Origin of the sequence: Achromobacter sp. JD-1, from assembly GCF_038594925.1 — a bacterium.
GTDB classification, from domain to species: Bacteria; Pseudomonadota; Gammaproteobacteria; order Burkholderiales; family Burkholderiaceae_B; genus Achromobacter; species Achromobacter spanius_C.
Window position 1 is genome coordinate 69,465 of record NZ_JBCGCS010000007.1, and the last position, 26,374, is coordinate 95,838.

A 26,374-nucleotide genomic window follows, 5' to 3' on the forward strand; every position below is an offset into this window, starting at 1 on the left:
AATTTTGGAGGCCTTCATGTCATTCCAGCACGCACCGCCCAAGTCGCCGGTGATCATTCAAACCTCGGCGGATCTGGGCAAGCTGGTGAGAACGTTGCGGCGTGAGCAAGGCTTGCTTCAATTGGATCTGGCCGGCTTGTGCAATACAGGCATCCGCTTAGTGGGCGACCTGGAGCGTGGCAAACCCACGCTGCAATTGCAGAAGGTATTGAACATGCTGGATCTGCTTGGGCTGGAAGTGCAGGTCGTGCCCAAGCGCCCAAGATTGTCATGACCGCCCAGCGTTGGGAATAAGCACCGCATCCAAAGCCAGCACCCCCTGCCCATCCGGCAGCGCCAGCAATGGGTTGATCTCCACCGAACTGAAATCCTCCCGGCGCGCATCCGCGAAGCGCGACAGCGCCACCAAGGCATCCGCCAACGCATTGATGTCGCAAGGCGGTGCGCCGCGTGCGCCTTGCAAGAGCGCGTAGCCCTTGATTTCTCGGATCATCGACAAGGCCTGGGCGTGGTCAAAGGGCGCCAGGCGGAAGCTGACGTCTTTCAGCACTTCGACGAACACGCCGCCCAGGCCGAACATGACGACGGGGCCGAAGACCGGGTCGCCGTGCACGCCCACGATGCACTCCACGCCCTTGGGCGCCATGGGCGCGACCAGTACGCCGTCGATACGCGCATTGGGGCAGTGCGTGCGTATGCTGTCCAGGATGGCGGCGTGGCCCTGGCGCACGGCGTCTTCGCCCGACAGGTTCAGCTTCACGCCGCCCACATCGCTTTTGTGCAGGATGTCGGGCGACACCACTTTCAAGACCACGGGGCCGGCCGCGCGGGCAGCGGCGGCCACGGCGGCGTTGGCGTCGGTGGCTAGCGTGCAGTCGGGCACGGGCAGGCCGGCTTGGCGCAGGACGTCCATCGCCTGCACTTCGTTGTAGGTGTCGCGCAATGGCGCGGTGCTTGCATTAATAGAAGGCACGGAGGCGTGGGTATTCGGGGCGGCGTTGGAGGTACCGTCCGTGCTGCCGCTCGTGGTTCCGGTCGTGCTGCTGTTCGTGCTTCCAGCCGTGCTTCCATTCGATGCAGCATCCGACGTGGCCCCCGCCAAGCCCGCTACCGCGCCTATCGTCCTTATCGCGGCGCTGGGGTCTTCGAACACCAGCGTGCCCAGACGTTCAAGCTCGCGGCGGCGTTCAGGCGGGAACAGCGCGCAGAAGGCCAGCGGCACGTCGGGATGGCGGGCGCGCATCTCGCGGGCAAAGGTTTCGAAGGTGGGCCACAACGTCTCCGATGATCCAGCCGCTGCCAGGAAGACCGCCAGCGCATCGTAGCGGCCGTCGGCCAGCATGTCGTCGGCGGTGGCCAGCAGCAGGCCGGGTTCGGACACCACCTGGCCGGTGACGTCGACCGGGTTGCGCGGGCCGGCGAAGGGTACGCGTTCCAACAAGCGGGCCTGCGCGGCAGCGTCTGGTTCGGGCAGTGACAGGCCGGCTTCCTCGGCCTCGTCCGCCATCAATGCACCGACACCGCCAGAGATCGTGAAGATGCCCAAGCGCTTGCCCTGGGGGCGTTGCTTCCAGGTGTCCAGCGCATAGCCCAGGTTGAAGAAGTCTTCGATGCTGCGGGCGCGCAGCGCGCCGTATTGGCGAAACAGCGCGTCGTAGACGGCGTCATCGCCCGCCAGCGCGGCGGTGTGCGACGCGGCGGCCTGCGCGCCGGCCTGGGTGCGGCCGATCTTGGTGACGACCACGGGTTTGCCGGCGTCGCGCGCGGCGGCCAATGCGCGGCGCAGCTTGGCGCCGTCGCGGCAGCCTTCCATGTAGGCCATGATGACGCGGGTGTCGGCGTCGTGCGCCAGCCAGTGGATGCAGTCGGCCACGTCGATGTCGGCTTCGTTGCCGGTGCTGATCCAGTGCGACAGCCCCAGGCCGCGTTCGCGCGCCATGCAATAGGCATAGGCGCCGAACGCGCCGCTTTGCGACACCATGCCGATGCCGCCCAGCGCCACGGCGCCGTTGGCGGGGGCGGGCGAAAACGTGGCATAGACCTTGTGACGCACGTTCATGTAGCCCAGGCAGTTGGGCCCTAGCAGGCGGATGCCGCGTTCGCGCGCGATGGCGCATAGCGCCTCTTGCATGGCGACGCCTTCGGCGCCCGTTTCCGAAAAGCCTGACGTGAAGACGACCGCACCGCCTACCTGGCCGGGGCGCGCGCTTTGCAACGCTTGAGCCGCGTGCGCTGCGGGCACGGCCAGGATGACCAGGTCCACGTCGGTATCCAGCGCGGCCAGGTCGGGCGCGGCGGGCAAGCCCTGGATGCTGTCGGCGCGCGGGTTGATGGGCAGGATGCGGCCGTCGTAACCATGCTGGCGCAGCAGGCTGACCGGCATGGCGCCGATCTTGCCGGGGGTGGCGGACGCACCCACGATGGCGATGCTGCGCGGGGTGAACAGGCGGGACAACGAGAGATCGGAATGCGTAGTCATGATGGGGGCGGGGTGGTTCAGGAAAAGCGCACGACGCTTCGGCCCGTGCTGCCGCGTTCGAGCATGGCGGCCAGCGCTTGCGGCAAGTCCTGGGGTTGGATGACGCGCGCGGCAAGGTCCAGGCGCTGCGGGCGGTAGTCGGTGGCCAGCCGTTGCCACAGCGCGCGGCGCAGCGGCATGGGGCTGTTGGCGTTGATGCCCAGCAGCTTTACGCCGCGCAAGATGAAGGGGATGACGGACGTGGGCAGCTCCGCGCCGCCCGCGTTGCCAAACGCGGCCACCACGCCGTCGGGGCGCACGCTGGCCAGCGCGTGGGCCAGCAAGGGGCCGCCCACGGAATCGATGACGCCGGCCCAGCGCGCGCTCATCAAGGGTTTGATGGGGGCGGACAGGTCGGGCGGGGCCATGACCTCGGCAGCGCCCAGCGACCGCAGGTAGTCGGCGGCATCCGGTTTGCCGGACATGGCGCAGACGCGATACCCGCGTTGGCTGAGGATGTCGATGGCGATGCCCGCCACGCCGCCGGTGGCGCCCGTGACCAGCACTTCGCCCTGATCGGACGTCAGGCCGCAGTGTTCCATCCAGTGCAGGGATAGCGCGGCGGTGAACCCCGCGGCGCCCAGCACGGCGGCGTCGCGCAGTGTGATGCCGGCGGGCAAGGGCAGCACCCAGTCATGCGGCACGCGTGCGTATTCCGCATAGCCGCCGTCGCAGTCCACGCCGATGCCAAAGCCATGCACGACGACTTCCTGGCCGGGAGCAAGCGCGGGGTCGGTGGAGTGCACCACGGTGCCGCTCAGGTCGATGCCGCCGATGCGAGGGTACTGGCGCACGACGTTGCCGCGTCCGGCCTGCGCCAGCGCGTCCTTGTAGTTCAGGCCGGCGTAGGCGACCTTGATCAGCGTGTCGCCGGGCGACAGATCCTCTTCCGACAAGGAGTCGAAACGGCCTTCAGGGGGCGCGCCGTCGGCGCCGCCATGCAGCCGGTAGGCCTGGAAGGTGGGGATGGGCATGCGGGTCTCCGGGGATGGGTCAGCCGCGCGCCAACAGGCGGCGCGCAAGGGTGGCGCGGTGCAGTTCGTTGGCGCCGTCGTAGATGCGGAAGGGGCGCATTTCTTGCCAGATCATGGCGACCGGGGTGTCGTCCGACAGGCCCGATGCGCCCATCATTTGCACGGCGCGGTCGGCCACGCGGTTCACGGCTTCGGATACGAAGACCTTGGTCATGGCGCTGTGCTGTTTGACGGACAAACCCGCGTCCATGCGGGCGGCGCAATCCAGCGTCATCAAGCGGCTTGCGTGCAGGTCGATGTGCGAATCGGCCACCATGGCTTGAATCTGCTGAAGGTCGGCCAGGCGCGATCCGAACGACTCGCGCGTGTTGACGTACGCTTGCGCGGTTTCCAGGGCGCGGCGGGCGCGTCCGATGTAGCGCATGCAGTGCGACAGGCGCGCGGGCTCCAGCCGCAGTTGCGCGTATTCCAGGCCACGGCCGGGTTCGCCCAGCACGGCGTCGTCGCCGACTTCGCAGCCGTTCAATTCAATTTCCGCATGGCCGCCGATCTGGTAGCCGGTGACCATGCCGATGTCGCGCACCACGCGGTAGCCCGGTGTGTCGGCGGGCACCACGAAAAGCGTGGCGCCGGCGTCGGCCTGCGCCAGCACCAGCGCAAAGTCCGCGCCGACACCGCCGCTGATGAATTGCTTGTGTCCGTGCAGCACCCAGCCTTCGCCGTGCCTTGTTGCGCGAGTACGCAGCATGGACGGGTCGGAGCCCGCGCCGGGTGCGGGTTCGGTCATGGCGAAGCAGGCGCGCTGTTCGGCGCGAACCAGGGGCAATAGATAGCGTTCGCGTTGGGCGGGCGTGCCCAGCCGCAGCAGGGTCAGCATATTGGGTTGGTCGGGCGCGGCGCAGTTCAAGGCGGCCGGCCCCAGAAAGCCGCGTCCGGCCGCTTCCAGCACTTGCGCCAGCGCGCGCCAGCCCAGGCCCAGCCCGCCAAGTTCCACGGGCAGTTGCGGCGCGTACAGGCCGGCATCCCGGGCTTGCACGCGCAAGCGCGCCACGCATTCGTCCAAGGCCGCTACGTTGCGGGCGATGGCGGTGGATTCCTCGGGGATGGCGATGTCATCGACAAAGCGGCGAACCCGTTCGCACAGGTCTTCAATGGCGGCGTCGCCGGTGGGCTGGGCGGGCATGGCGGTCTCTTTTTAGAGGTTTACTGGATGCGGGTGCCGGTGGACTTGATCAGCTTGCCCCACCACAAGGTCTCGTCCGCGATCTGCTTGGCGAATTCGGCGGGCGTGTTGACCAGCGGCTCGGCGCCCAATTCCTGGAAGCGAGTGCGCAGCTCGGGGTCTTGCAAGGCCTTGGCCACGGCGGCATGCAAGCGGTCGACCACGGCGGGCGGCGTGTTGGCCGGCGACATCAGCCCTTTCCACGCCATGACCTCAAAGCCCGGCAGGCCGGCTTCGCTGAAAGTGGGGATGTCCGGCGCGGCGGTGGCGCGCGCATCGCTGGGCACGGCCAGCGCGCGCAGGGTGCCTGCTTTCACTTGCGGCAGCAGCGCGGGCATGTTGTCGATCATGAAATCGATATGGCCGGCGACCAGGTCGGTGATGGCGGGGCCGCTGCCTTTGTAGGGCACGTGCTCGGCTTGCAGGCCGGCCTTTTGCTTGAGCAGTTCGCCGGCCAGTTGCGCGGGCGAGCCATTGCCGGGGGAACCGAACGACAGCTTGCCCGGGTTATCGCGTGCGTACGTCAGGAATTCCTGCAACGTTTTCACGGGCATGGACTTGGTCACCACCATCAGGTTGTGTTCGCGTTCCAGGCAGGTGATGGCGGTCAGGTCCCGGGCGGGGTCGAACGGCATGTTGGCGTACAGGCTGGGGTTGATGACGGTGGGGCCAGCCGCCGCCAGCAGCAGCGTGTAGCCGTCCGGCGCGGCGCGCGCCACGAAGTCACCGCCGATATTGCCGCCAGCGCCCGGCTTGTTTTCCACGATGACGGGCTGGCCCAGAATGGGCTGCAGCGCTTCGGCCAGCAGGCGGCCAAGAATGTCGGTGGATCCGCCGGGGGCGAACGGCACGATCAGCCGGATCGGCTTGTCGGGATACGCGGCGGCGGCTTGGGGCGGCAGCGCCGCGCAGGTGAGTGCGGTGGCGATGGCGCCGATCCATTTCGGCAGGTGCTTGTGCAGCATGTGAGTCTCCTTGGGTTGATGGGCCGCGGGCTTCTGGTGGCTGCGGTCCCGGGATAGCGCCCTGGCCTAGCGGCCGGGCGTGTAACCGGCCTGCGCCAGCGTGTGGCGGGCGATGGTCAGTTGATGAATCTGGCTGGTGCCTTCGTACAGGCGGAACAGGCGCACGTCGCGATAAAACCGTTCAATGCCCTGGTCGGCGATGTAGCCGTAGCCGCCGTGCATCTGCACGCAGCGGTCCGCCACGCGGCCGCACATTTCCGACGCGAAGTATTTGCAGATGGACGCGTTCATGGTTACGTCGCGGCCCTCGTCGCGTTCGCGCGCGGTTTGCAACACCAGCGCCAGCGCGGCCTGGATGTCGGTCTGGCAATCGGCCAGCATCGCCTGGATCAGTTGGAAGTCCATCAGCGGCTTGCCGAACTGCTGGCGTTCGGCCACAAAGCGCAGCGTGTCGTCCAGCATGCGGATGGCGGGGCCGATGCACAGCGCGGCCAAATGAATGCGCTGCTTGTTCAGCACTTTCATGGCGGTCTTGAAACCCATGCCTTCCTGGCCGCCGATCAGGTTGGCGGCGGGCACGCGGCAGTTGTCGAAGTAGACGGCGGACACGGGCGAACCCGCCTGGCCCATCTTGTCGTAGGGCCGGCCGGTGGACAAACCCGGTGTGCCGCGTTCCACGATGAAGGCGGATATGCCCTTGGCGCCGGGCGCGTCGGGGTCGGTGCGCGCCATGACGGTGAACAGGCCGGCAAGCGGGGCGTTGGTGATGAAGCACTTTTCGCCATTCAGCACATAGCTGTCGCCGTCGCGCACGGCGGTCGTGCGCAAGGCGGTGGCGTCCGACCCGGCTTGTGGCTCGGTCAGCGCGAAGCAGCCGGTCAATTCGCCCGAGGCCAGCCGGGGCAGGTAGTGGTCTTTCTGCTGCTCGGTGCCGTCCGCCACCAGGCCTTCAGAGCCGATGCCGGTGTTGGTGCCAACCCGCGCCCGAAACGCCACGGAACATTGCGACAGTTCAATCGCCGCGCGGATCAGTTCTTCGGTGCTCATGCCCGCGCCGCCGTAGGCTTCCGGGATGGAATAACCGAACATGCCCTGGTCGGCCATGGCCCGCACCAGATCGTCGGGCACCTCATCCAGGCGCGCCACTTCGGCTTCGCGCGGAACCAGTTGCTGGCGGACGAAGCGCCGCAGCGATTCGATGAAGGCGGCAAAGCCGTCAGGGTCCCTGATCATGGGGTCGTCTCCGATTTTTTTGATTGGCTGCCCGGATGGCGCGGAGGAATCCGCACCGGGGCAATATGGAACCCAGGCTAGCAAAGCAACGCGAAATGCGAGACAAGTGTTTTGATATCTTGAACGCTTATTGCGCGATGAATGGCGTGCTTGCTCTATCATCGGCATCAGCATTCCGCGCGTTTTGTTTTTCGCTTTCCCCGTTTCATTGCGGAATGTCCACCCGGATTGCGACCATGACCACGCCCCTGGGCGGCCATCACCCCGACCCTGATTTCGCGACCACGCTGGCTCACGGCCTGGCGGTGTTGCAGACTTTTCGCCATGGCGAGCCGGCGCTCAGCAACCGCGAGCTGGCCGACCGCACCGGCCTGTCCAAAGCCACGATTTCGCGGCTGACCTATACGCTGGTTCAACGCGGCCTGTTGCGCTATGACGCCAGCCTGCGTCGCTACCGCCTGGGCACGGCGCTGTTGTCACTGAGCTATCCCTTGCTGGCCAGCATCAAGCTGCGGCAGTTGGCGCGCCCGCTGATGACGCGGCTGGCCAACGCGGCGGGCGGGTCGGCGTCGCTGGGCATGCATCACGGCGCGCACATGGTGTACGTGGAAACCTGCCGGGGGCACGACGCCGTGGCGTTTCGGCCGGACATCGGGGCGATGCTGCCGCTGCTGCCGTCGGCGATGGGGCGGGCGTGGCTGGCGCAGGCGGATGAGGACGAGGCGCAAGTGCTGTTGCACGCGCTGCGCCAGCAAGATCCCGCCGCCTGGCAACGGCATGCACCGGGTTGGGAGCAGGCGCGCCGGGACTATGCCGCGCATGGCTACTGCGTGGCCGAAGGCGAATGGCATGCCGACGTGCATGCGGTGGCGGTGCCCATGCGCCGTCCGGTGGACGGTCAGGTGTTCGTGTTCAATTGCGGCGTGCCGACGCGACGGCTGCGGGCGGGCGATTTGCGCCGACGCATCGCGCCGCGTCTGCTGACCTTGGTGACGCGGGTGGAAAAAATGCTGGAGCGCCAGGATGCCGCTTGAACCTGAACATGACGCCGTTGGCGACCCCAAGTCCAACCCCGACCGCGACTTTGCCACCACCTTGGCGCACGGCATCGATCTCCTGGCGTGTTTTCGGGCGGACCGGCCCGAGCTGGCCAACAAGGACTTCGCCCAGCAGACCGGCCTGTCCAAAAGCGCGGTGGCGCGCCTGACGCATACCTTGGTTGAACTGGGTTTCCTGCAGCGCCTGGGCTCGCCCGCCCGCTATCGGCTGGGCGCGTCTGTGCTGGCGCTAAGCTACCCCTTGCTGGCCAGCATGCAGATCCGCCAATTGGCGCGGCCGCTGATGAAGCAGTTGGCCGACCATGCGTGCGGCGCGGTGTCGCTGGTGGTGCGCGACCGCTTGCAGATGGTCTATGTGGAAACCGCCAGGTCAAACGATGCCTTGCAGACCCGGCCCGACATCGGCGCGGCCTTGCCCTTGCTGTCCAGCGCGGCGGGCAAGGCCTGGCTGTGCCGCGTGCCGGATGCCGAGCGGGCGGTGGTGCTGAACCAGTTGCGCGTGGCGGACGCGCGCCATTACGCCGAGCACTTCCCCAGCCTGGCGGCGGCATCGCGTGACCTGGAACGCAAGGGGTATTGCGGCAACAACGTGCAGTGGCGCCCCGACGCCTATGGCTTTGCCGCGCCCTTGTGGCGGCCTTATCAGTCGCTGCTGTACGTCTTCAACTGCGGCGTACCGTCGGGGGACGGACCCTATCGCGAGCGGGCCGCCGACATCGGCCCCCGATTGGTCGCCCTGGCGCGCGAGACGGAGCGCTTGCTGGGGCTGACGTAGCGCCCGTGCCTCGGCGGCGATTCGTGACTTGAAGTCAAAAGTGTTTGCCCGCCAGACGGCTTTTTCCGCAAGGATCGCGCCGTCATACTGCACGCCTGTCTTTCCGACGTGCTCCAAGGAATCCGCATGAACCCGCAAGATAATCCGCCGGTCAAGTCCGGCCTGCCGTTGCTGGCGCTCGCCGTCGGTGCGTTCGGCATTGGCGTGACCGAGTTTTCTCCCATGGGCCTGTTGCCCGTTATTGCCGAGGGCGTGGACGTGTCCATTCCCAGCGCCGGCATGTTGATCAGCGCCTACGCCATCGGCGTGATGCTGGGCGCGCCGCTGATGACGCTGGCGTTTTCGCGCTGGTCGCGGCGCAAGGCGCTGATTCTGTTGATGTTGATCTTCACCATCGGCAACGTGCTGTCGGCGCTGTCGCCCAACTACACCACGCTGTTGCTGGCGCGGCTGGTCACCAGCCTGAACCACGGCGCGTTCTTCGGCCTGGGCTCGCTGGTGGCGGCCAGCGTGGTGCCGCGCCACAAGCAGGCCAGCGCGGTGGCGACCATGTTCATGGGCTTGACCATCGCCAACGTGGGCGGCGTGCCCGCCGCCACGTGGCTGGGGCAGGTGATCGGCTGGCGCATGTCGTTTGCCGCCACCGCCGTGCTGGGCTTGATTGCGATGTTGTCGCTGTGGTTCGCCTTGCCGGCGGGCGAAGCGGGACGCCGCCCGGATGTACGCCATGAACTGGCCGTGCTGAAAAGCCCCGTCGTGCTGCTGGCGCTGTTGACCACGGTGCTGGGCGCGGGCGCGATGTTCACGCTGTACACCTACATTGCGCCCACGCTGGCCGATATCACCGGCGCATCGCCCGCCTTCATTACCGGCATGCTGGTGCTGATCGGCCTGGGCTTCACGTTGGGCAATGGCCTGGGCGGCCGCATGGCCGACCGTTCGCTGGACGGTACGCTCATCACCTTCCTGGTGATCGTCATCATCGACCTGCTGGCGTTCCCGTGGATCGCCTCCACCCAGATCGGCGCGGCGATTTCCCTGTTGATCTTCGGCGTCGCCACCTTCGCCGTGGTGCCGCCCTTGCAGATGGGCGTGATGCGCGCCGCCACTGCGGCCCCCGGGCTGGCGTCTTCGGTGAATGTGGGCGCGTTCAACCTGGGCAACGCGGTCGGCGCGGCTGCCGGCGGCGCGGTGATCTCGGCCGGGCTGGGCTACGCGGCGGTCCCGATTGCCGGTGCCGTCATCGCAACGGCCGGGCTGGGGCTGGTGCTGGTGCAGCGGGCCGGCAACGTGCGCCGCCGCAAGCTGGCGATGCAGGGCTGCTGAGGGGCGCGTCGAGCATGAGCTATTCGCTGGGCGGGTTTGGGTGTTGTCGCCCAACCCGCCCATTAACGTTATCTGGCGCCCGCGGGCGTCAGCGGCTGTACCGCCAGCCGCAGGCCCAAGGCTTTCAGGATTGCCGTCAGGCTGCTTAGCGCGGGGTTGCCCTTGGGTGAGAGCGTGCGGTAGAGCTGGGTGGGATTCAGGTGCGCCTGCGCCGCCACGGTCTGCACGCCACCAAAAGCCTGCGTCAGTTGCCGCAGCGCGATCAAGAGCTCAGCCTGGGTTCCGTCTTCCAGCACGCTGTTGATCAGGTCAACGGCCAATGCGGGGTCATCACGGTACAGCTCGGCCATCGCTTCATCATGGGGTCTGCTTTTCATGGTGTTCTCTGGTTCCAATGTTGCCAAGCGCGTACCGCGCGCTCGATGTCGTCAGTTTGCGAACGTTTGTCGCCGCCGGAAAGCAACAGCACCACACGCCGTCCGGCTAGCCCGTAATACACGCGATACCCCGGGCCGATATCAATTCGTAGTTCCCAGACTCCTTCGCGGCAGAACTTGTGATCGCCGAAGTTGCCTTGGTGGATGCGAAAGACTCGGCGGATGATCGCCACTCTTGCGCGGTTGTCACGCAGGCTTTTCAACCACGCCACATAAAGGTCGACCCCGGCATCGGCGGTCACGTAGTGTTCAATTTCAAACATGGCCATATTCGTTTATCGACGAAAATTAGTCAAGTTGCTTATCCGTGCCGTCTCGTCATCGGCGGATGTGACTCACATGGCGTGATGGTCCTTGATCCGCTGCAAAAGGGAAAACGTGGAAGTGACGTTTTTAGCCCTTGCTCTGTGCTCTCGGGCTGCATATCGCGCACAAAAAAAAGGGTGCCGTTCATCCGGCACCCTTCATCTCACCAACACACATCAATCACGCTTCTATTCGTTCCACCTTGCCGACCAGCAGGATGTACGACAGTGCGCCCAGCAGTGCCAGCGACGACACGTACACGATGGCGGGGGCGAAGTTGTCTTTCGATACCAGGAAGCCGATCACGATGGGCGTGCAGATGGATGACAGGTTGCCCACGAAATTGAACACACCGCCCGTCAGGCCCAAGAGCCGTACCGGCGCCAAGGTGGACACCAGCGACCAGGTGATTGACGCCAGGCCGTTGCCGAAGAAGGCCAGGGCCAGGAAGAAGATGACCCAGGGGGTGGAGTCGGTGAAGTTGGCGCCGATCATCGACGTGGAAATCAGCAGGCCCAGGATGATGGGCAGCTTGCGCGCCAGGCCCACGCTGGCGCCACGGCGCACCAGGAAGTCGGACAGCACGCCCGAGCACAGCACGCCGACGAATGCGGCCAGGAAGGGCACGGATGCCAGGAAGCCAGACTTGATGAAGTCCATGCCCCGGTACTTCACCAGATAGGTCGGGAACCACGTCAGGAAGAACCACAACGTGGACGTCAGGCAGAACTGCCCCAGGTACACGCCCCACAGCTTGCGCCTGGACATCACCAGGCCCAGGTCATTCCAGTTGAACGGCGCCTTCTTGGCGTGCGCGTTGCGGTCCAGGTCGACCACGCCGCCGCCTTGCTGGATCAGTTCGATCTCGGCGGCGTTGGCGCCCTTGAACTGGCGCGGCTCGCGATAGATCAGGTACCACAGCACGCCCCACACGATGCCCAGCAAGCCGGTGCTGACAAACACCATGTGCCAGCCGTAATGGTGCTGCAACCAGGCCAGCACGGGCGTCAGGAACGCCAGGCCCACGAATTGGCCGGACGTGTAGAAGCCGATGGCGGTGGCGCGTTCTTTTTCCGGAAACCAGGTGGTGACGACGCGGTTGTTGATGGGGTAGGCGGGCGCTTCCAGCGCGCCCACTGCCAGCCGCAACACGAACAGGATGATGAAGCTGCTGGCAAAGCCCATGAAGAAGGTCGCGGCCGACCACAGGATCAGCGCGGCGGCGTACAGCACGCGGGGCGATACACGGTCCACCAGCCAGCCGCCGGGAATCTGCATGGCGGCGTAGGTCCAGCCGAAGGCGGACAGGATCAGCCCTTCATGCCAGGTGTCCAGCCCAAACTCGTCTTTCAGCGCGGGCGCGGCGATGGACAGGTTGCTGCGGTCCAGGTAATTGATGACGACAGTGATAAACAACATCACCATGATGATGTACCGGCTGCGCGTGGGGCGCTGGGCGTGTTGCAGGCCGGCGTGGGTGGCGGTCGACACGGATTGTCTCCTCGTGCGCCCTTCAAGGGGCGGGCGGCATCGGTTTAGATGCCTTTGGGTTATCGATATAAAGAAGAAAAAGCGGCGCTCGTGACAGAAGCAAGAGGCGCCGCATGGCGGTCAGTCAGCGTGATCGGGCTGGCCTTACCACTCGGCGAAGCTGCCGTCGGCGTGGCGCCAGATCGGGTTGCGCCAGCGGTGGCCCACGGCGGCGCGTTCCTTCACGTATTCCTCATTCACTTCGATGCCCAGGCCCGGGCCTTGCGGAATGGCGACCATGCCGTCTTCGTACTTGAAGACTTCGCGGTTGCTGACGTAGTCCAGCAAGTCGTTGGCGGCGTTGTAGTGAATGCCCAGGCTTTGTTCCTGGATGAAGGCGTTGTAGCAACCGGCATCGATCTGCAAGCAGGTAGCCAGCGCGATGGGACCCAGCGGGCAATGCAGCGCCAGCGCCACGTCATACGCTTCGGCCATCGCGGCGATCTTGCGGGTTTCGGTGATGCCGCCCGCGTGCGACGGGTCGGGCTGGATGATGTCTACATAGCCTTCGGACAGCACGCGCTTGAAGTCCCAGCGCGAGAACAGGCGCTCGCCCAGCGCGATGGGGGTGGACGTCAGTGGCGCCAGTTCCTTCAAGGCTTCGTAGTGTTCGCTAAGCACCGGCTCTTCGATGAACATCAGCTTGAACGGGTCCAGCTCTTTCATCAGGACCTTGGCCATGGGCTTGTGCACGCGGCCGTGGAAGTCCACGCCGATGCCCACGTTGGGGCCAACGGCCTGGCGCACGGCGGCCACGTTCTCCAGGCACTTATCCACCTTGTCGAACGAATCGATGTATTGCAGTTCTTCCGTGCCGTTCATCTTCACGGCGGTAAAGCCACGGTCCACCGCGCTCTTGGCGGCGGCGGCGGTATCGGCCGGGCGGTCGCCGCCTATCCACGAATACACCCGGATGCGATCGCGCACGTTGCCGCCCAACAGTTGCGACACCGGCACGCCCAGGTGCTTGCCCTTGATGTCCCACAGCGCCTGGTCGATGCCGGCCAGCGCGCTCATGTGGATCGCGCCGCCGCGATAGAAGCCGCCTCGGTACAGCACCGTCCAGTGGTCTTCGATGTTGCGCGGGTCTTTGCCGATCAGGTAGTCGGACAGTTCTTCCACGGCGGCGGCCACCGAATGCGCGCGGCCTTCCACCACGGGTTCGCCCCAGCCTACGATGCCTTCGTCCGTTTCGATTTTCAGGAAGCACCACCGGGGCGGCACGATGTAGGTGGTGAGCTTGGTGATCTTCATGCTTGGGTCTCCTGGGCGGAATAGGCGCGTTGCCAGGCGGCGACGAATGCGCGCGCGTTCTGGCCGACGTCGGTGGTCGTCAGGCCGGGTTTGTACAAGGCGGAGCCCAGGCCGAAGCCGCTGGCGCCGGCCTGAGCAAAAACGGAAAGGTTGTCGGGCGTGATGCCGCCTACCGGCACCAGCGCGATCGGCGGGCGCATCACGGCGCGCCAGGCCTTCAGCACGGCGGGGCCCAGCTGTTCGGCGGGAAACATCTTCAGCACGTCGGCGCCGGCCGCCAGCGCGGCAAACGCCTCGGTGGGCGTGGCAACGCCGGGGCAGGACGCCATGCCCAGTTTCTTGGCCGCGCGGATGACGGCGGCGTCGCTGTGCGGCATCACGATCAGTTCACCGCCCGCGTCCTGCACGCGCGCGCAGTCATCGGGCTTGAGCACGGTGCCCGCGCCGATCAGGCAGTCGGTGGGCAGTGCGGCGCGCATGGCGCGGATGCTGGCCAGCGGGTCCGGCGAATTCAGCGGCACTTCGATCAGGCGAAAGCCCGCGTCGTACAGTGCATTGCCGATGTCTTCCGCTTCGTGCGGCTGGATGCCGCGCAGGATGGCGATCAGGCCGCATTGGGCCATGGCGGTTTGCAGTCCGGTGTGGTTCATGTGCTGGTTCCTAGAGGGATGCCGAATGGGGGGAAGGCTTGGCCCGCTCGGTGTTGATCTGCCCGGCCTTGACCAGCCCGGCGCAGACGGCCAGGTGCCACAAGCCGCGTTCCGTGGCGTTTTGCGCCTGTTCGGGCGTGCCCAGGCCGTAGTGCTGCATGGCCAGGATGTACCGCTGGCACAGCGCGGGGTCGCCGCACAGCACGATGCGGGGCAGCTCGCCTTGCTCGCGCAGCATCTGGGCCAGCGCGAAAATTTCATGGCCAATCAAGAGGCCCGAGAGATAGTCGGCTTGCAAGGAAGACGCCAGTTCGCCGGTCAGGCCCAGCGCGCGCGTGCTGAAGATGGTGGACAGCACGCCGGCCCGTCCGGCCGGGGCGCCGGCTACCTTCACGCCGCGCATGAAGGCGCTGCTGTCGGCGGCGATGTCGGCGTTCTGTTCGGCGGCGGGCGCATCGCTCATCGTGCGGCCCAGGATGGTGTGGCCGCGCAGCGCGGCGTAGACCTCGCCCGTCATGAAGGTGTTGAAATGCGTGACGCGGCCGCGGCGGGCGTTGACCCACTTGGAATGTGTGCCGGGCAGGCCAATCAGCACGCTGTCGGCGGAGTGGACGGACGAATTCGCACCCCAGCCGCCCACCTGATCGAACATCACGCCGAACACCTGGGTTTCTTCGCCGCGCATCACGTTGGGCAAGCCGTGGCGCTGGATCAGGCCGGGCACGATGTGCAGCGGGGTGGCGTTGGGGCCGGCGCTCTTGCGTTCCACCATCGTCAGCAGGGTGCCGATGCGTTTCAGGTCGACGGGCACGTCCAGGTAAGCCGCTTCCTGCCAGCCCTGGGCGCTGCCGACCATGCCGCAGGCAATGACAGGCAGCGTCGGCTCTGCGCGCAGCCAGTCGCCGCAAGCCTGTTCAAACGCCAGATCGAAGCCGGACAGGGCGGTGCTGGCCGCGCCATCCTGCAAGGGTTGCGGCAGGCGCATGATGCCCCAGGGCAGATGCCGGGTGTCCAGCGTGCCACCCGTGTCGTCCAGCCGGTAAGCGCGTAGTGAAGAGGTGCCCCAATCCAGCGCGATAAGCGCCGCGCGGGCGGGTGTGGCGGGTGTCATCTGATGTGTCTCATCGTTGGGCGCCTTGCCCGATTGCTTGCCCATGCAGCGTGCCCGGCCGCGCCGGTAGCGGCGCGGGCAAGAGGGGCAATACGGGGCGCGGCGGCCTTGTTGTCTTGTTGCGCGCCGGGCCTTTATTCCGCCCGGCGCGCGCTGGGAAAAAATTCTAGATCAGTGCTTGAAAAATCTCAAAATGTAGAATTAAATCCCACATACAGGGAATAAATGCAGTGGTAGCCAAGCCGCCGTTGCCTTTGCCTCCGTGCCATGGGGGCCGCCACCCGGCCACCCCGCCGCATCCGCATCGCCGCCCTGCGCCATCCCGGCTATGCTTGCTCCCGTTCTCGCTGTGTATTCACGTTTCATGACCGCCACCCCGCCTGCAATGCCCTTTCCCACCTTGGACCCCGACGCCGTCGCCCCTGCTGGTACTCAGACGCTGATGCGAGGCCTGGCCGTGGTGCAGGCGGTGGCGGCCGGTGCGCGTGACCTGAAAGACATCTGCGCCCGTATCGGCGTGGCGCGCAGCACCACGCACCGGCTGGCCAGTTGCCTGGTGCAGGAACGCTATCTGCGGGCCTTGCCCGGGGTGGGGTATGTGCTGGGGCCGAAGCTGATCGAGCTGGGTTTCCAGGCGCGCGAAGCGTTTCCCATGGCGACCCTGGCGCGTCCTTACCTGGACGCATTGGCGGCACAGACCGGCGACACCATCCATCTGGCCGTGCGTGACAACGACGACGTGCTGTACCTGGAAAAGATCTCGGGCAAGAAAGGGCTGGAGATGCGGTCGCGCGTGGGGCATCGCATGCCGCTAGCCGCCACGGGCGTGGGCAAGGCGCTGCTGCTGGATACCGAAGAGCCGCAATGGAAGGCGCTGCATCGCATTGGCGCGCCGGTATCGTCGCGCGCGCCGGGCGGCCAGCAGACCTGGGAAGCGTTCCGCGACCGCATGCGCGAATACGCGGCGCAAGGCTATGCGTTTGACCTGGAAGACAACGAGCCGTCGATCCGCTGCGTGGCGGCGCCCGTGCGCGATGCCTCAAGCGGCATCGTGGCCGCGATCAGCGTGTCCAGCACGGTGCCGTACATGTCCCTGGAGCGCATGCGCGACATGATCCCCGTGGTGCAGGACGCGGCGGCGGGCATCTCGGCGGAAATGGGCTGGAAGGTGGACCGCGGCTGAGCGTAGGATGGGTGTAGCGCGCGAGGTCGCACGCAAAAACGCAACCGCGGATCGCGCGAAACCCATCAAACAACGCCTGATCCGAAGCCGAACCAGCCACATCGCCTGATCCTAAGGGGAAGCAGCCACATCGCCTTTGTTGTTTGATGGGTTTCGCGCGATCCGCAGCGGTGTTCTACGCACCTGTTTATCGCGCTCCACCCATCCTACGAGTCGGGAATAACAACGCAATACGCGCTATTCCAGCGGAAGCGTCAGCACGCCTTGGGGGGCGGGGCGCATCATCACGCGACGGTACCAGGCGGACAGCGCCGGGGTGTCGGGGCGTTCAATGGGCATGGCCAGCCAGCGGTGGGCCGCGCAAACCAGCGCGACGTCGCCCATGGTCAGGTGGCGGCCAACGATGAACTCGCGGCCTTGCAGGGCCTGATCCAGGATCAGGGCGCGTGCGTTGGAACGCTTGACCGAGTTTTCAATGGCGGCGTGGTCGCGCTTGTCTTCGGGCGTGCGGATCAGCCCCAGAAAGGCGGGGCCCATGGCGCCTTGCCATTCGGTGGCCTGCCAGTCCATCCAACGGTCGGCATCCGCGCGCAGGCAGGCGTCTTCGGGCCACAGCGTGCCCACGCCGTAGCGCGAGGCCAGGTAGCGCACGATGGCGTTCGATTCCCACAGCACGAAGCCGCCATCGTCGATGACCGGCACGGTGCGGTTCGGGTTGAGCTTGGCGAATTCCGGCGTGTCGTTCACGCCGAAGGGTCCGCCGGCCTGTACGAAGGTGTGCGGCAGCGCCAGTTCGCGCACGGCCAGCATCACTTTCTGCACGTTGACGGACGTCAGGCGTCCCCAGATCTTCAACATAACCAGTCCTTGAGTAGGGTCAGACGGGCGGCAACTGCCGCCGCGCAAAGCCGCTGTCGCGCGAAAAACGCGTCCAGTTGAAAGCAGGCCCGGGGTCGGTCTTGCGCCCCGGGGCAATGTGTTCGTGTCCTCGGGCCGCGGCCAAGGGGTAGCGCACGCGCAGCACCCGCGTCAGCTTGCGCAGCGCCAGGTATTGTTCATCGGTGTAGGGCAGGGTGTCCGTGCCTTCCAGTTCGATGCCAATCGAAAAGTCGTTGCAGCGTTCGCGCTTGCTAAAGCGCGACACGCCGGCGTGCCAGGCGCGTTGGTCGGTGGACACGAACTGAATGATGCGCCCATCGCGGCGAATAAAAAAGTGGGCCGACACGCGCAAGCCGCGCAGGCGTTCCAGCCAGGGGTGCGAAGCGTAGTCAAGCGTGTTCAGGAACAGCCCGGCGACTTCGGGGCCGCCGAACTTGCCCGGCGGCAGGCTGATGTTGTGCAGCACCAGCAACGACACCTGCGCGTCGCTAGGGCGCGCGTCGCGGTTGGGCGAAGGCAGGAGGGTTACACCCGGGGCCGGCGCCAGCCAGCCATGTCGATCCAGAAGCAGAGCCATAAGAGAGAACATGCGTGGTGAATCCAACGGGCATTATGCCGTGGTCGCCGCCGCGTCCCAAATCCGTGATTCTGCAAGGGCGAGCGCGTAAAACGCTGCCGGCGGCGCCGAAGCTGCCGCCTGCCCGCCGCTTACTTTTTGGCGGGGCCCAGCTTTGCGTGCTCGGTGCCGCACCAGGTGTGCCCGTTCAGCAGCACGGCTTCGGACCGGGGCAGATGGATGCCGCAGTGCGCGCATCGCACCATGGATTCGGGCGCGAGCTTGGCCGGGGCCGGCGGGTTGCGGGCCTTGGGCGGGTCGCCCTCCTGGCGCGCCGCCGCCATGCGGGCGGCGATGCGGGCCACGAACAGCACCGCGATGATCAAAACGATCCAGAACAACAACTTGCCCACGTCAGCCTCGATGCAGAATCATTTCCAGCACGAACCGGCTGCCGGTATACGCCAGAATCAGGAAACCAAACCCCGTCAACGTCCAGCGCAGCGCAACGCGCCCGCGCCAGCCCCACACATGGCGGCCGGCAAGCAGCACGCCGAACGTCAGCCAGGACAGCAGGGTGAAGACGGTCTTGTGGTCAAACGGCAGGATCATGCCCGTCAGCTTCATTGACGCCACCGACCCCGAGCCCACCGCGAGGGTCAGCACGATGAAACCGATCCAGATAATACGGAACAGCAGTTGCTCCTGCACCAGCAGCGGCGGCTGGGAGTCCAGCACGCGGCCAATGATGCTGCGTTCGGCGGGGGCGTCAAGCGGGCGGTGCAGATGGCGGTCAAGCAAAGCCATCATCATGGCGTGCAGGGCGGCGATGGTGATCAGGCCATAGGCGGCCAGGGCGATCAGCAGGTGCACGCGCAGCCAGGCGCTATCGGCGTGGGGCACGAATTGCCCTTGGGGAAACACGGCGGCCAGGGCGCTGGCGATGGCGGCGGCGGGCAACAGCAGCAATTGCAAGCCGTCGATGCGCACCAGCAGGCTTTCCAGCCAGAACACCACCATGCCCAACCAGATGGCCGCGGACAGGGCCAGTGCCCACCCAATGAACAGGTGCTGGGCGCCCAGCATGGATTGTTGCAGCCCGATTCCATGCAGGACCAAGGCCCCCAGCAGGCACAGACGGCCAATTCTGCCCGTCCGCTCCACTTCCCCGGCGCCGGCCAGGCGGACCCAGAGCGACCCCCCTAGCACTGCGTACGCCAAGGCAGCCGCTGTGTGAAATACAATGCCTAGTGACATAAAAACCGTTGTCTGGATGGGGCCTTGGGGTGCGTGCCACCCGAAAGCGCAGAATCCGCGCCTGCGGCCACCGTTCAATCAACTAGTTTAAGCGGAAACGCCTCTCATGCTCGATAACCTAACTCAACGCCTTTCGCGTGTCGTCAAGACGCTGCGCGGTGAAGCCCGCCTGACCGAGGCCAACACCCAGGAGATGCTGCGCGAAGTGCGCATGGCGCTGCTGGAAGCCGACGTGGCGCTGCCCGTCGTGCGTGAATTTGTCGCCCGCGTGAAGGAAAAAGCGCTGGGTGAAGAAGTGGCGGCCAGCCTCAGCCCGGGCCAGGCCCTGGTGGGCGTGGTCCACAAGGAACTGACCGCCCTGATGGGCGGCGACCTGGGCGCCGATTCCAACGAACTGTCGCTGGCCGTGCAGCCGCCCGCCGTCATCCTGATGGCCGGCCTGCAAGGCGCCGGTAAAACCACCACCACCGGCAAGCTGGCGCGCTGGCTGTCCGAAGGGCAGCACACGCAGCACGGCCGCAAGACCGGCAAGAAGAAAGTGCTGGTGGTGTCCGCCGACGTGTATCGCCCCGCCGCTATCGACCAGCTGAAAAGCGTGGCCGCGCAGGTGGGGGTGGACTTCCTGCCGTCCGACCCCAGCCAGAAACCCGAAGACATCGCGCGCGGCGCGGTGGACCATGCGCGCCGTCACCATTACGACGTGCTGATCCTGGACACGGCCGGCCGTCTGGGCATCGACGAAGCCATGATGCGCGAAATCCGCGCGCTGCATGATCTGGTCAAGCCGGTGGAAACGTTGTTCGTGGTGGACGCCATGCAGGGCCAGGACGCGGTCAACACTGCGCGCGCCTTCGCGGACGCGCTGCCCCTGACCGGGGTGGTGCTGACCAAGCTGGACGGCGACGCCCGTGGCGGCGCGGCCCTGTCGGTGCGCCACGTGACTGGCAAACCGCTGAAATTTGTCGGCGTGTCCGAAAAACTGGACGGCCTGGAACCTTTCTACCCCGACCGCATGGCGCAACGGGTGCTGGGCATGGGCGACATCGTGTCGCTGGTCGAGCAGGCGCAGAAGAACATCGACATCGCCGATGCGCAAAAGCTGGCGGCCAAGATCAAGTCGGGCAACAAGTTCGACCTGAACGATTTCCGCGAACAGCTGGGCCAGGTGAAAAAGCTGGGCGACATGGGTTCGCTGCTTGAAAAGCTGCCGGCCCAGTTCCAGCAGGCCGCGGGTCAGTTGCAAGGCGGCCAGGCCGAAAAGCAATTGCGCCGCACGGAAGGCATCCTGAATTCCATGACGGCCGCCGAACGCGCCAAGCCTGAATTGATCAAGGCGTCTCGCAAGCGCCGTATCGCCACGGGTTCCGGCGTGCCGGTCCAAGAGGTCAACCGCCTGCTGGCTCAGTTCGAGCAGATGCAGGGGATGATGAAGCAGATGAAGAAGGGCGGCATGGCAAAGATGATGCGCGCCATGGGCGGCATGAAGGGTTTGGGCCGTTTTGGAATGAAGTAAGGCCCCCACGGTGCGCGCACTGCGTGCGCTTCCTGCCCCCCGAGGGGGCTAGTTAAAAAAATGGCCAGACATTGCGTCTGGCCAAGCAATCGCGGCAGGCAGGGGGAGCCGTGCCGCGACACAACCCGGAAAACGCATGGGTGTTCTCCGGCTTGTCGAGTTCAGTGACCGCTTACGGCAGCGGCGGAATGCGCAGCACCTGGCCCGGGTAGATCTTGTCCGGGCTCGTCAGCATCGGCTTGTTGGCTTCGAAAATCACCGTGTTCTTCGCGCCCTGGCCCTTGCCGTACTGCGCTTCGGCAATCTTCCACAGGTTGTCGCCCTTTTGCACCGTGTACATCTTGGCTTCAGGCGTGGCCTGCTTCACCTTCAACTGGTTGTCCACCGCCGCCACGCCCACGGTGTTGCCTAGCGCCAGCGAAATCTTCTCGGCGTCTTCCGTGCTGAGCGCCTCGCCAGCCACCGTGACCTTGTCGCCATCCACCGAGATTTGCAGGCCATCCGCGTTCAGGCCGTGCTTATCCAGCTCTTTCTTCAACTCGTCCGCTGTCGCGGCTTTGGCCTCGCTGGCGCCGAAGAGCTTTTCGCCTACGTCCTTGATGAAATTGAGCAGACCCATCGTGTTTCCTTTATCTATGTTGCGGTGAAAAAACGAATTGCCATCAGGGCGCGCGGCCCACGAACATCTTGCGTACGATGCCGGCAATCAAGGTCAGCACGGCACCACCCACACCGCCGCCCACCACACTGCCCGCTATCGCTGAAAGATCCATCCCCGTGTTGGCCGCCGTGGCGGCGCCCGCCCCGGCGGTGATCATGGGCGCCAGCCACGAACCGCCGGCCAAGCCGCCGATGGCGCCCGCGATGGTGTTGCCCAAGGGACCCAAATTGAACTGCTGGAGCATTTTTCCCAGTCCATTACCGCCCGCTGCGCCAGCAACGAGCTGGATGAGAAGATTGATGATGACCGCGGTGTTCATGATGCCTCCTTGCCCCAATGGGGCGATGTGCAACGCCAGAACAACAACACGACAACCTACAACGCCAGCAGCAACGATTATTACTCGCGTAATCGCCGCGAGACGAGAGGGTATGGTGTAACAGGTTGCTAGCCGCTTGGCAGACTACGCAACAATGCTCGCCACTTTGCAGTGCGTGTCGGGCGGCAAGCGCAAACCGCATCGGGCGCGGGATGCCATGCGCGGTCCGCTTCTCTGTGATCACCCACGCAAAAGGCCGCTGAACTGACAGCGGCCTTTGCGGGTTGCGGCGCCGGTTCGCGCCGCGGGAGCGGTGGATAAGGGCTTTCAGCCGCCGCCCACCGCCACCACGATTTCAATCTGGTCGCCGTCGGCCAGCGTGGTCTGTTCGTGCTGGCTCTTGGGCACGATCTCGCCATTACGTTCCACCGCGACGCGCTTGCCGGCATAGCCCAGCGTTTGCAGCAGTTCAATCACGGTGGTGTCCAAGGGAAATTCGCGCGCGTCGCCATTCAGGGTGATGTGCATGTCCGGTGTCCTCACTGTTTTGCGTAAGCGTCGGTGGCGGCGAGCAGGCGCGCCAGCGTGCCGGGTTCATCAAAGGCATGGCCCGCGTCGGGCACCAGATGAAAATCCGCTTCCGGCCACGCGCGATGCAGGTCCCAGGCCGTGCGGGCCGGCGTGCAGACGTCGTAGCGGCCTTGCACGATGGTGCCCGGAATGCCGCGCAGCTTGTGCGCGTCGCGAATCAACTGGCCTTCTTCCATGAAACCCGCGTTCACGAAGTAATGGTTTTCGATGCGCGCAAACGCCAGCGCGGCGCGATCGGCGGCGTGGCTTTGCTGGTGGCGCGGGCTGGGCAGCAAGGTGATGGTGCTGTCTTCCCACTTGCTCCAGGCCTTGGCAGCGCGCAGTTGCTCGGCCGGGTCATTGCCCGTCAGACGCTTGTGATACGCCGCCACCAGGTCGCCGCGCTCGGCTTCCGGAATGGGCGCCAGGTATTCTTCCCAACGGTCCGGAAACAGCCACGACGCGCCTTCCTGGTAGAACCATTGGATCTCCGCGCGCCGCAGGCCGAAGATGCCGCGCACGACCAGTTCGCTGGCGCGAGACGGATGCGTTTCCGCATAAGCCAGCGCCAGGGTCGAGCCCCACGAACCGCCGAACACCAGCCACTTTTCCACGCCCATGATCTCGGTGCGCAGCCGCTCGATGTCGGACACCAGATGCCAGGTCGTGTTGTTGTCCAGGCTGGCGTGCGGCTTGGACCGGCCGCAACCGCGTTGATCGAACAGCAGCACGTTGTAGCGCTGCGGATCGAACAGTTGGCGATGCACGGGCGAACAACCGCTGCCCGGCCCACCATGCAGGAACACAGCGGGCTTGCCGTTCGGATTGCCCGACATTTCCCAATAGATCTGGTGGCCGTCTCCGGTATCCAACATGCCGTGGCGGTAGGGTTCGATCGGCGGATAGAGCATTAGGCGACTCGCTTGAAGATCAGGTCCCAGACGCCGTGGCCCAGGCGCAGGCCGCGTGTCTCGAATTTGGTCAGGGGGCGGTAATCGGGGCGGGGCGCGTAGCCGTCCGCCGTATTGGCCAGCAGCGGTTCGCCGCCAAGCACTTCCAGCATTTGTACGGCGTAGTCTTCCCAGTCGGTGGCGCAGTGGATATAGCCACCCGGCGCGATGCGGCTGGCCAACAGCGACACGAACGCCGGCTGCAGCAGGCGGCGCTTGTGGTGGCGCTTCTTGGGCCACGGATCCGGAAAGTACACGTGCACGCCGGCCAGCGAGTCCGGCGCGATCATGTCGCGCACGACTTCCACGGCGTCATGCTGAATGATGCGCAGGTTCGTGATCTTGGAATCTTCAATGCGGCGCAGCAGCGAACCGACGCCGGCATTGAACACTTCCACGCCCAGGAAATTGTCGTCCGGGCGCGCCAGCGCGATCTTCTCGGTGGTCTCGCCCATGCCGAAGCCAATCTCCAGCACCGTCGGCGCTTGACGGCCAAACGCGGCGGCGGGATCCAGGCGGCGGGGCGTGTACGGAATGGACCATTCGCCCATCAGACGTTCCAGCGCGGCCAACTGGCCCTGGGTGATATGGCCACGGCGATGCACGAAGCTGCGGATGTGCGTGGCGCCAGGGCTGTTCGGCGCGTGGGCCGTGCTGGCCAATGCCGCCTGGGTTTCGGAGGAAACGGGGGCGGTGGCAGGCGCCGAAGCGGAGGAATCGGCGGGGGTGTCGGAGGTGTTCACGGAAGGCGTCGCGGGGGTGTCCGCGGAGGGGTTCGCGGGGTTGTTGGGTTTCATAGCCTCGAATTGTAGTGGCAGGTGCGGCGGGGCGGAGTCGGCTGGATGGACTAAATTGGGGACGCATTTAGTTCCGAAGGTCCATACCGCCGAAAAGGCACGCAAAAATCGCCCGTGGAATCTGAAAAACCCGCGCTATAATCCCCGGCTCTGCCCCGGCCAAGCGCCGTGGCACGACACCCGAGCGGGTGTAGTTCAATGGTAGAACGGCAGCTTCCCAAGCTTCATACGAGGGTTCGATTCCCTTCACCCGCTCCAAAACCCTTTTAGATTTCTCCGCTGCTTTTGAGTGGCCCCGGCTGGCGCTGTCCGCACCTTTTCCATCAAGTACCTTTTGGCCCATACTTGGCCAGCGGGTCATTGGGCATGATTGTTCGTGGGTACTATTATTCAGATATGAATTGAATAGTGATTTAACGGCTCATATATGAACCTTTATTTCTATTTATTCGATTGCTCATGAACTGCCTGTATGCTCAAATATGAATGCCTAATGGCTATTTTTGTCCATATCTGAGCAGGTGCACGTATGCCATCTTCCGAGCAAAAGACGCTGGGCCCACGCGTGGCCATGCCACGGCCGGTAGACCGCGCGTTGCACCGCCTTGGGCAAGACATCTCCACGGCGCGCCGTGTGCGCCGCTTGAGCCAGGAAGACTTGGCGCAGCGTATTGGTACATCACTGAGTACCGTGAGGCGCATGGAAGATGGCTATCCCGGCACCGCCTTGAATACCTTCCTACGTGCTTTGCACGTGCTTGGCCGTCTTGACGAGATGGTGAAGGTGATGGCTACCGAAAATGACTCCCTGGGCATGGAACTGGTGCGGGAACAACTGCCCCAACGGGTCCGAACCTCTCAGGGCAACGCGCGCGCTGCGCGTTCTGCTGCCGCCAAAGGGGGCGCAGTGGATGACACCGATGAATTGGAGGGCTTCTGATGGCTACCAAGGCATCGCGGCGTCAGGATCTGGAGGTACATCTAGGGTCTATTTGCGCTCGGGTGGAACGCATTGGCACGTACCGCCGTTGGTGGAGTTGGGCAAGGTCGTGCAAGCGGCCCGCGCGTTAGAGGCCGGCACTGAGAGCGCGCAGGACCTGCAATATCTGCTTGGGCAAGGCACCTCGTTGGGCGGGGCCCGGCCCAAGTCGACCGTTCGAGATACCGATGGCCGTCTGGCCCTGGGAAAATTTCCCAGCCAGGCGGACAAGCGCGACGTGATTCGCGGCGAGGTGCTCGCTATGCAGCTTGCGGCCAAGGCGGGCATCAGCGCGGCTGCGGCGCGCGTGGAGCTGATCAATGAAACGGCAGTCGCCATCATTCGGCGGTTCGACCGCGCCGCTGATGGCGGCCGTATACCCTACGTGTCGGCCGCGACGATGCTGCAGTCTGATGGCCGCGACACGGCTCAGGCATATACGGAATTGGTGGACGTCCTGTTGCAGGACGGCGCCAATCCGATTGCCGATATCCATCAGTTGTGGCGCCGGCTGGTCTTCAACTTTCTGATCTGCAACACGGACGACCATTTGCGCAATACCGGGTTTCTGTATGACGCGCGCAACCATGGATGGCGTTTGTCGCCAGCATTTGACCTGAATCCGATGCCTGGAGACCGTCGCGAGAGCAAGACATGGCTAACCGAAGACTCCGGACCCATTGACAGCCGGGACGTGCTGATGGAAGGGGCGCCTTACTTCAGATTGGAGACGGAGGAAGCGGTGGCTATTTGGGCAGAAGTCGCGCAAGCCGTCGATAGCTGGCGCTTGGTTGCCAAGGGCTTAGGAATGCAGAGCACCGATTTAGTGGATTTCGATTCCGCATTTGCTTAACGAGCCATCACCCCGCATGGCTCTGGAAATTGAAGACCTTCCACTGGCTGTCTTTGCCAAGCCGCATCTCGAACGTCATCATGCATCCCGTCGCCGCGTCATCGAATTCCACCCACACCTGGTCTTGATCCACGGCCACGCCGTTTAGCCAGCGGCGCAGCCGGTTGCCATGGGTTTGTGGGGGATGCCAGGATTTCAGCACGGACACACGCCCGCAGAATTGGCGGGCGGCGACGCGGCGCAGTTCATCCAGGTTGCGCCCGGTGTAGCCGTTCTTGAATGTCAGGTCATGGGCGCGTTGCCAGTTTTCCTGGTGGATATCCTGAATGAATGCCGAGGCGGTGGAGGTCGCGCCCTTGGGTTCGTAGGGCGATTTCAGGATCGTCCAGCCTGCCCAACCCAGCAAGAGGCAGAGCACGGGCAAGAGCAGCAAAGCAACGCGCAGCCCAAGCTTCCGGCGCAAGCTTTTGCCCTTGTGGTCGTCGAATGTCAATGCAT

At 65.2% G+C, this 26,374-nt stretch carries 29 protein-coding genes and 1 tRNA gene; 9 read left to right on the forward strand and 21 right to left on the reverse strand.

The annotated features are described in order from the left end of the window. The first annotated feature begins 16 nt into the window (after positions 1-16). The gene (locus WBR68_RS12950; RefSeq protein WP_230694444.1) at positions 17-274 is read left to right on the forward strand and encodes a helix-turn-helix domain-containing protein; all 258 of its coding nucleotides are present in this window, start codon (positions 17-19) and stop codon (positions 272-274) included. Here the strand turns inward: WBR68_RS12950 and WBR68_RS12955 are convergent. The 5 genes from WBR68_RS12955 to WBR68_RS12975 form a co-directional block, all read right to left on the reverse strand. After that, entirely contained in the window at positions 269-2,479 is a 2,211-nt protein-coding gene (locus WBR68_RS12955) for an acetate--CoA ligase family protein (RefSeq protein WP_230694445.1), read from the reverse strand. The two genes, WBR68_RS12950 and WBR68_RS12955, sit on opposite strands and share 6 nt — an antisense overlap. A 17-nt stretch (positions 2,480-2,496) precedes the next feature. After that, entirely contained in the window at positions 2,497-3,492 is a 996-nt protein-coding gene (locus tag WBR68_RS12960; RefSeq protein ID WP_230694446.1) for an acrylyl-CoA reductase family protein, read from the reverse strand. Positions 3,493-3,511: 19 nt separating this feature from the next. After that, positions 3,512-4,675, reverse strand: a complete 1,164-nt coding sequence (locus WBR68_RS12965; RefSeq protein WP_230694447.1) for an acyl-CoA dehydrogenase family protein — start codon at positions 4,673-4,675, stop codon at positions 3,512-3,514. 20 nt (positions 4,676-4,695) lie between these two features. Further along, complete coding sequence (locus WBR68_RS12970) at positions 4,696-5,679, reverse strand: Bug family tripartite tricarboxylate transporter substrate binding protein (RefSeq protein ID WP_050445677.1); 984 nt, start codon at positions 5,677-5,679, stop codon at positions 4,696-4,698. A gap of 66 nt (positions 5,680-5,745) precedes the next feature. Next, the gene (locus WBR68_RS12975; protein WP_230694448.1) at positions 5,746-6,912 is read right to left on the reverse strand and encodes an acyl-CoA dehydrogenase family protein; all 1,167 of its coding nucleotides are present in this window, start codon (positions 6,910-6,912) and stop codon (positions 5,746-5,748) included. 236 nt (positions 6,913-7,148) lie between these two features. Between WBR68_RS12975 and WBR68_RS12980 the strand changes: the two genes are divergently transcribed. The 3 genes from WBR68_RS12980 to WBR68_RS12990 all read left to right on the forward strand — a co-directional run bounded on the left by WBR68_RS12980 (position 7,149) and on the right by WBR68_RS12990 (position 10,071). After that, positions 7,149-7,946, forward strand: a complete 798-nt coding sequence (locus WBR68_RS12980; RefSeq protein ID WP_127185876.1) for an IclR family transcriptional regulator — start codon at positions 7,149-7,151, stop codon at positions 7,944-7,946. Beyond that, positions 7,936-8,745, forward strand: a complete 810-nt coding sequence (locus tag WBR68_RS12985; RefSeq protein WP_230694449.1) for an IclR family transcriptional regulator — start codon at positions 7,936-7,938, stop codon at positions 8,743-8,745. The genes WBR68_RS12980 and WBR68_RS12985 overlap by 11 nt, the downstream gene beginning before the upstream one ends. 126 nt (positions 8,746-8,871) lie before the next feature. Beyond that, a complete protein-coding gene (locus tag WBR68_RS12990; RefSeq protein ID WP_230694450.1) occupies positions 8,872-10,071 on the forward strand; it encodes an MFS transporter in 1,200 nt (399 codons plus the stop codon). Positions 10,072-10,139: 68 nt separating this feature from the next. Here WBR68_RS12990 and WBR68_RS12995 read toward each other — a convergent pair whose 3' ends face one another. The 6 genes from WBR68_RS12995 to WBR68_RS13020 form a co-directional block, all read right to left on the reverse strand. Beyond that, on the reverse strand, positions 10,140-10,448 hold the full coding sequence (locus WBR68_RS12995; RefSeq protein ID WP_050445682.1) for a helix-turn-helix domain-containing transcriptional regulator: 309 nt from the start codon (positions 10,446-10,448) through the stop codon (positions 10,140-10,142). Then, positions 10,445-10,771 (reverse strand): type II toxin-antitoxin system RelE/ParE family toxin, encoded by a 327-nt coding sequence (locus WBR68_RS13000; RefSeq protein WP_198158136.1) that lies wholly within the window; start codon positions 10,769-10,771, stop codon positions 10,445-10,447. Before WBR68_RS13000 ends, WBR68_RS12995 begins: the two co-directional genes overlap by 4 nt. A gap of 223 nt (positions 10,772-10,994) precedes the next feature. Beyond that, complete coding sequence (locus WBR68_RS13005) at positions 10,995-12,305, reverse strand: MFS transporter (RefSeq protein ID WP_127185873.1); 1,311 nt, start codon at positions 12,303-12,305, stop codon at positions 10,995-10,997. A 144-nt stretch (positions 12,306-12,449) separates the two neighbouring features. Beyond that, the gene (gene dgoD / locus WBR68_RS13010) at positions 12,450-13,598 is read right to left on the reverse strand and encodes a galactonate dehydratase (RefSeq protein ID WP_050445685.1); all 1,149 of its coding nucleotides are present in this window, start codon (positions 13,596-13,598) and stop codon (positions 12,450-12,452) included. Further along, on the reverse strand, positions 13,595-14,248 hold the full coding sequence (locus WBR68_RS13015; protein WP_230694451.1) for a 2-dehydro-3-deoxy-6-phosphogalactonate aldolase: 654 nt from the start codon (positions 14,246-14,248) through the stop codon (positions 13,595-13,597). Before WBR68_RS13015 ends, dgoD begins: the two co-directional genes overlap by 4 nt. Positions 14,249-14,258: 10 nt before the next feature. Continuing rightward, positions 14,259-15,359 (reverse strand): 2-dehydro-3-deoxygalactonokinase, encoded by a 1,101-nt coding sequence (locus WBR68_RS13020; RefSeq protein WP_230694452.1) that lies wholly within the window; start codon positions 15,357-15,359, stop codon positions 14,259-14,261. A 364-nt stretch (positions 15,360-15,723) separates the two neighbouring features. On the opposite strand from WBR68_RS13020, the gene WBR68_RS13025 reads away from it, so the two are divergent. Then, positions 15,724-16,542 carry an IclR family transcriptional regulator gene (locus WBR68_RS13025; protein WP_083447282.1) on the forward strand — a complete coding sequence of 273 codons (819 nt, stop codon included), beginning with the start codon at positions 15,724-15,726 and terminating at the stop codon, positions 16,540-16,542. A 237-nt stretch (positions 16,543-16,779) separates the two neighbouring features. Here WBR68_RS13025 and WBR68_RS13030 read toward each other — a convergent pair whose 3' ends face one another. The 4 genes from WBR68_RS13030 to WBR68_RS13045 all read right to left on the reverse strand — a co-directional run bounded on the left by WBR68_RS13030 (position 16,780) and on the right by WBR68_RS13045 (position 19,234). Continuing rightward, the gene (locus tag WBR68_RS13030) at positions 16,780-17,400 is read right to left on the reverse strand and encodes a glutathione S-transferase family protein (RefSeq protein ID WP_050445688.1); all 621 of its coding nucleotides are present in this window, start codon (positions 17,398-17,400) and stop codon (positions 16,780-16,782) included. A gap of 19 nt (positions 17,401-17,419) precedes the next feature. Next, on the reverse strand, positions 17,420-17,998 hold the full coding sequence (gene ampD, locus WBR68_RS13035; protein WP_230694552.1) for a 1,6-anhydro-N-acetylmuramyl-L-alanine amidase AmpD: 579 nt from the start codon (positions 17,996-17,998) through the stop codon (positions 17,420-17,422). Positions 17,999-18,129: 131 nt separating this feature from the next. Further along, on the reverse strand, positions 18,130-18,390 hold the full coding sequence (locus WBR68_RS13040) for a PP0621 family protein (RefSeq protein WP_050445690.1): 261 nt from the start codon (positions 18,388-18,390) through the stop codon (positions 18,130-18,132). Position 18,391: 1 nt separating this feature from the next. Continuing rightward, on the reverse strand, positions 18,392-19,234 hold the full coding sequence (locus WBR68_RS13045) for a cytochrome C assembly family protein (protein ID WP_164741311.1): 843 nt from the start codon (positions 19,232-19,234) through the stop codon (positions 18,392-18,394). Between the two features lie 106 nt (positions 19,235-19,340). Between WBR68_RS13045 and ffh the strand changes: the two genes are divergently transcribed. Then, positions 19,341-20,747 carry a signal recognition particle protein gene (gene ffh / locus WBR68_RS13050; protein ID WP_050445692.1) on the forward strand — a complete coding sequence of 469 codons (1,407 nt, stop codon included), beginning with the start codon at positions 19,341-19,343 and terminating at the stop codon, positions 20,745-20,747. Between the two features lie 172 nt (positions 20,748-20,919). Here the strand turns inward: ffh and lysM are convergent, their stop codons facing one another. From lysM to trmB, 5 genes are all read right to left on the reverse strand, one after another. Then, the gene (gene lysM / locus WBR68_RS13055; protein ID WP_050445693.1) at positions 20,920-21,366 is read right to left on the reverse strand and encodes a peptidoglycan-binding protein LysM; all 447 of its coding nucleotides are present in this window, start codon (positions 21,364-21,366) and stop codon (positions 20,920-20,922) included. Positions 21,367-21,409: 43 nt separating this feature from the next. Further along, positions 21,410-21,727, reverse strand: coding sequence for a hypothetical protein (locus WBR68_RS13060; protein ID WP_050445694.1), 318 nt, complete (start codon positions 21,725-21,727; stop codon positions 21,410-21,412). Between the two features lie 327 nt (positions 21,728-22,054). Further along, a complete protein-coding gene (gene thiS / locus WBR68_RS13065; protein WP_050445695.1) occupies positions 22,055-22,255 on the reverse strand; it encodes a sulfur carrier protein ThiS in 201 nt (66 codons plus the stop codon). 11 nt (positions 22,256-22,266) lie between these two features. Further along, positions 22,267-23,208, reverse strand: coding sequence for a prolyl aminopeptidase (gene pip / locus WBR68_RS13070; RefSeq protein ID WP_127185870.1), 942 nt, complete (start codon positions 23,206-23,208; stop codon positions 22,267-22,269). Continuing rightward, on the reverse strand, positions 23,208-24,044 hold the full coding sequence (gene trmB, locus WBR68_RS13075) for a tRNA (guanosine(46)-N7)-methyltransferase TrmB (protein WP_050445697.1): 837 nt from the start codon (positions 24,042-24,044) through the stop codon (positions 23,208-23,210). Before trmB ends, pip begins: the two co-directional genes overlap by 1 nt. Before the next feature lie 184 nt (positions 24,045-24,228). Here trmB and WBR68_RS13080 point away from each other — a divergent pair. The 3 genes from WBR68_RS13080 (at position 24,229) to WBR68_RS13090 (ending at position 25,876) form a co-directional block, all read left to right on the forward strand. Beyond that, a tRNA-Gly gene (locus WBR68_RS13080) sits at positions 24,229-24,302 on the forward strand. 271 nt (positions 24,303-24,573) lie between these two features. Then, the gene (locus WBR68_RS13085) at positions 24,574-24,984 is read left to right on the forward strand and encodes a helix-turn-helix domain-containing protein (RefSeq protein WP_050445698.1); all 411 of its coding nucleotides are present in this window, start codon (positions 24,574-24,576) and stop codon (positions 24,982-24,984) included. Between the two features lie 109 nt (positions 24,985-25,093). Further along, positions 25,094-25,876 carry a type II toxin-antitoxin system HipA family toxin gene (locus WBR68_RS13090; protein WP_230694453.1) on the forward strand — a complete coding sequence of 261 codons (783 nt, stop codon included), beginning with the start codon at positions 25,094-25,096 and terminating at the stop codon, positions 25,874-25,876. A 7-nt stretch (positions 25,877-25,883) separates the two neighbouring features. Here WBR68_RS13090 and WBR68_RS13095 read toward each other — a convergent pair whose 3' ends face one another. Next, on the reverse strand, positions 25,884-26,369 hold the full coding sequence (locus WBR68_RS13095; protein WP_050445699.1) for a hypothetical protein: 486 nt from the start codon (positions 26,367-26,369) through the stop codon (positions 25,884-25,886). Between the last annotated feature and the right edge of the window lie 5 nt (positions 26,370-26,374).

What these genes read in the sequence shown, in the direction of transcription:
- WBR68_RS12955 (WP_230694445.1), bottom strand. Translation starts at nt 2,479, where the DNA reads ATGACTACGCATTCCGATCTCTCGTTGTCCCGCCTGTTCACCCCGCGC.
- ampD (WP_230694552.1), bottom strand. Translation starts at nt 17,998, where the DNA reads ATGGCTCTGCTTCTGGATCGACATGGCTGGCTGGCGCCGGCCCCGGGT.
- WBR68_RS13025 (WP_083447282.1), top strand. Translation starts at nt 15,724, where the DNA reads ATGACCGCCACCCCGCCTGCAATGCCCTTTCCCACCTTGGACCCCGAC.
- WBR68_RS12980 (WP_127185876.1), top strand. Translation starts at nt 7,149, where the DNA reads ATGACCACGCCCCTGGGCGGCCATCACCCCGACCCTGATTTCGCGACC.
- WBR68_RS13020 (WP_230694452.1), bottom strand. Translation starts at nt 15,359, where the DNA reads ATGACACCCGCCACACCCGCCCGCGCGGCGCTTATCGCGCTGGATTGG.
- WBR68_RS12970 (WP_050445677.1), bottom strand. Translation starts at nt 5,679, where the DNA reads ATGCTGCACAAGCACCTGCCGAAATGGATCGGCGCCATCGCCACCGCA.
- WBR68_RS12995 (WP_050445682.1), bottom strand. Translation starts at nt 10,448, where the DNA reads ATGAAAAGCAGACCCCATGATGAAGCGATGGCCGAGCTGTACCGTGAT.
- WBR68_RS12985 (WP_230694449.1), top strand. Translation starts at nt 7,936, where the DNA reads ATGCCGCTTGAACCTGAACATGACGCCGTTGGCGACCCCAAGTCCAAC.
- WBR68_RS12990 (WP_230694450.1), top strand. Translation starts at nt 8,872, where the DNA reads ATGAACCCGCAAGATAATCCGCCGGTCAAGTCCGGCCTGCCGTTGCTG.
- WBR68_RS13030 (WP_050445688.1), bottom strand. Translation starts at nt 17,400, where the DNA reads ATGTTGAAGATCTGGGGACGCCTGACGTCCGTCAACGTGCAGAAAGTG.
- WBR68_RS13060 (WP_050445694.1), bottom strand. Translation starts at nt 21,727, where the DNA reads ATGAACACCGCGGTCATCATCAATCTTCTCATCCAGCTCGTTGCTGGC.
- ffh (WP_050445692.1), top strand. Translation starts at nt 19,341, where the DNA reads ATGCTCGATAACCTAACTCAACGCCTTTCGCGTGTCGTCAAGACGCTG.
- WBR68_RS12975 (WP_230694448.1), bottom strand. Translation starts at nt 6,912, where the DNA reads ATGATCAGGGACCCTGACGGCTTTGCCGCCTTCATCGAATCGCTGCGG.
- WBR68_RS13045 (WP_164741311.1), bottom strand. Translation starts at nt 19,234, where the DNA reads ATGTCACTAGGCATTGTATTTCACACAGCGGCTGCCTTGGCGTACGCA.
- trmB (WP_050445697.1), bottom strand. Translation starts at nt 24,044, where the DNA reads ATGAAACCCAACAACCCCGCGAACCCCTCCGCGGACACCCCCGCGACG.
- WBR68_RS12960 (WP_230694446.1), bottom strand. Translation starts at nt 3,492, where the DNA reads ATGCCCATCCCCACCTTCCAGGCCTACCGGCTGCATGGCGGCGCCGAC.
- WBR68_RS12965 (WP_230694447.1), bottom strand. Translation starts at nt 4,675, where the DNA reads ATGCCCGCCCAGCCCACCGGCGACGCCGCCATTGAAGACCTGTGCGAA.
- WBR68_RS13015 (WP_230694451.1), bottom strand. Translation starts at nt 14,248, where the DNA reads ATGAACCACACCGGACTGCAAACCGCCATGGCCCAATGCGGCCTGATC.
- pip (WP_127185870.1), bottom strand. Translation starts at nt 23,208, where the DNA reads ATGCTCTATCCGCCGATCGAACCCTACCGCCACGGCATGTTGGATACC.
- thiS (WP_050445695.1), bottom strand. Translation starts at nt 22,255, where the DNA reads ATGCACATCACCCTGAATGGCGACGCGCGCGAATTTCCCTTGGACACC.
- WBR68_RS12950 (WP_230694444.1), top strand. Translation starts at nt 17, where the DNA reads ATGTCATTCCAGCACGCACCGCCCAAGTCGCCGGTGATCATTCAAACC.
- WBR68_RS13000 (WP_198158136.1), bottom strand. Translation starts at nt 10,771, where the DNA reads ATGTTTGAAATTGAACACTACGTGACCGCCGATGCCGGGGTCGACCTT.
- WBR68_RS13085 (WP_050445698.1), top strand. Translation starts at nt 24,574, where the DNA reads ATGCCATCTTCCGAGCAAAAGACGCTGGGCCCACGCGTGGCCATGCCA.
- lysM (WP_050445693.1), bottom strand. Translation starts at nt 21,366, where the DNA reads ATGGGTCTGCTCAATTTCATCAAGGACGTAGGCGAAAAGCTCTTCGGC.
- dgoD (WP_050445685.1), bottom strand. Translation starts at nt 13,598, where the DNA reads ATGAAGATCACCAAGCTCACCACCTACATCGTGCCGCCCCGGTGGTGC.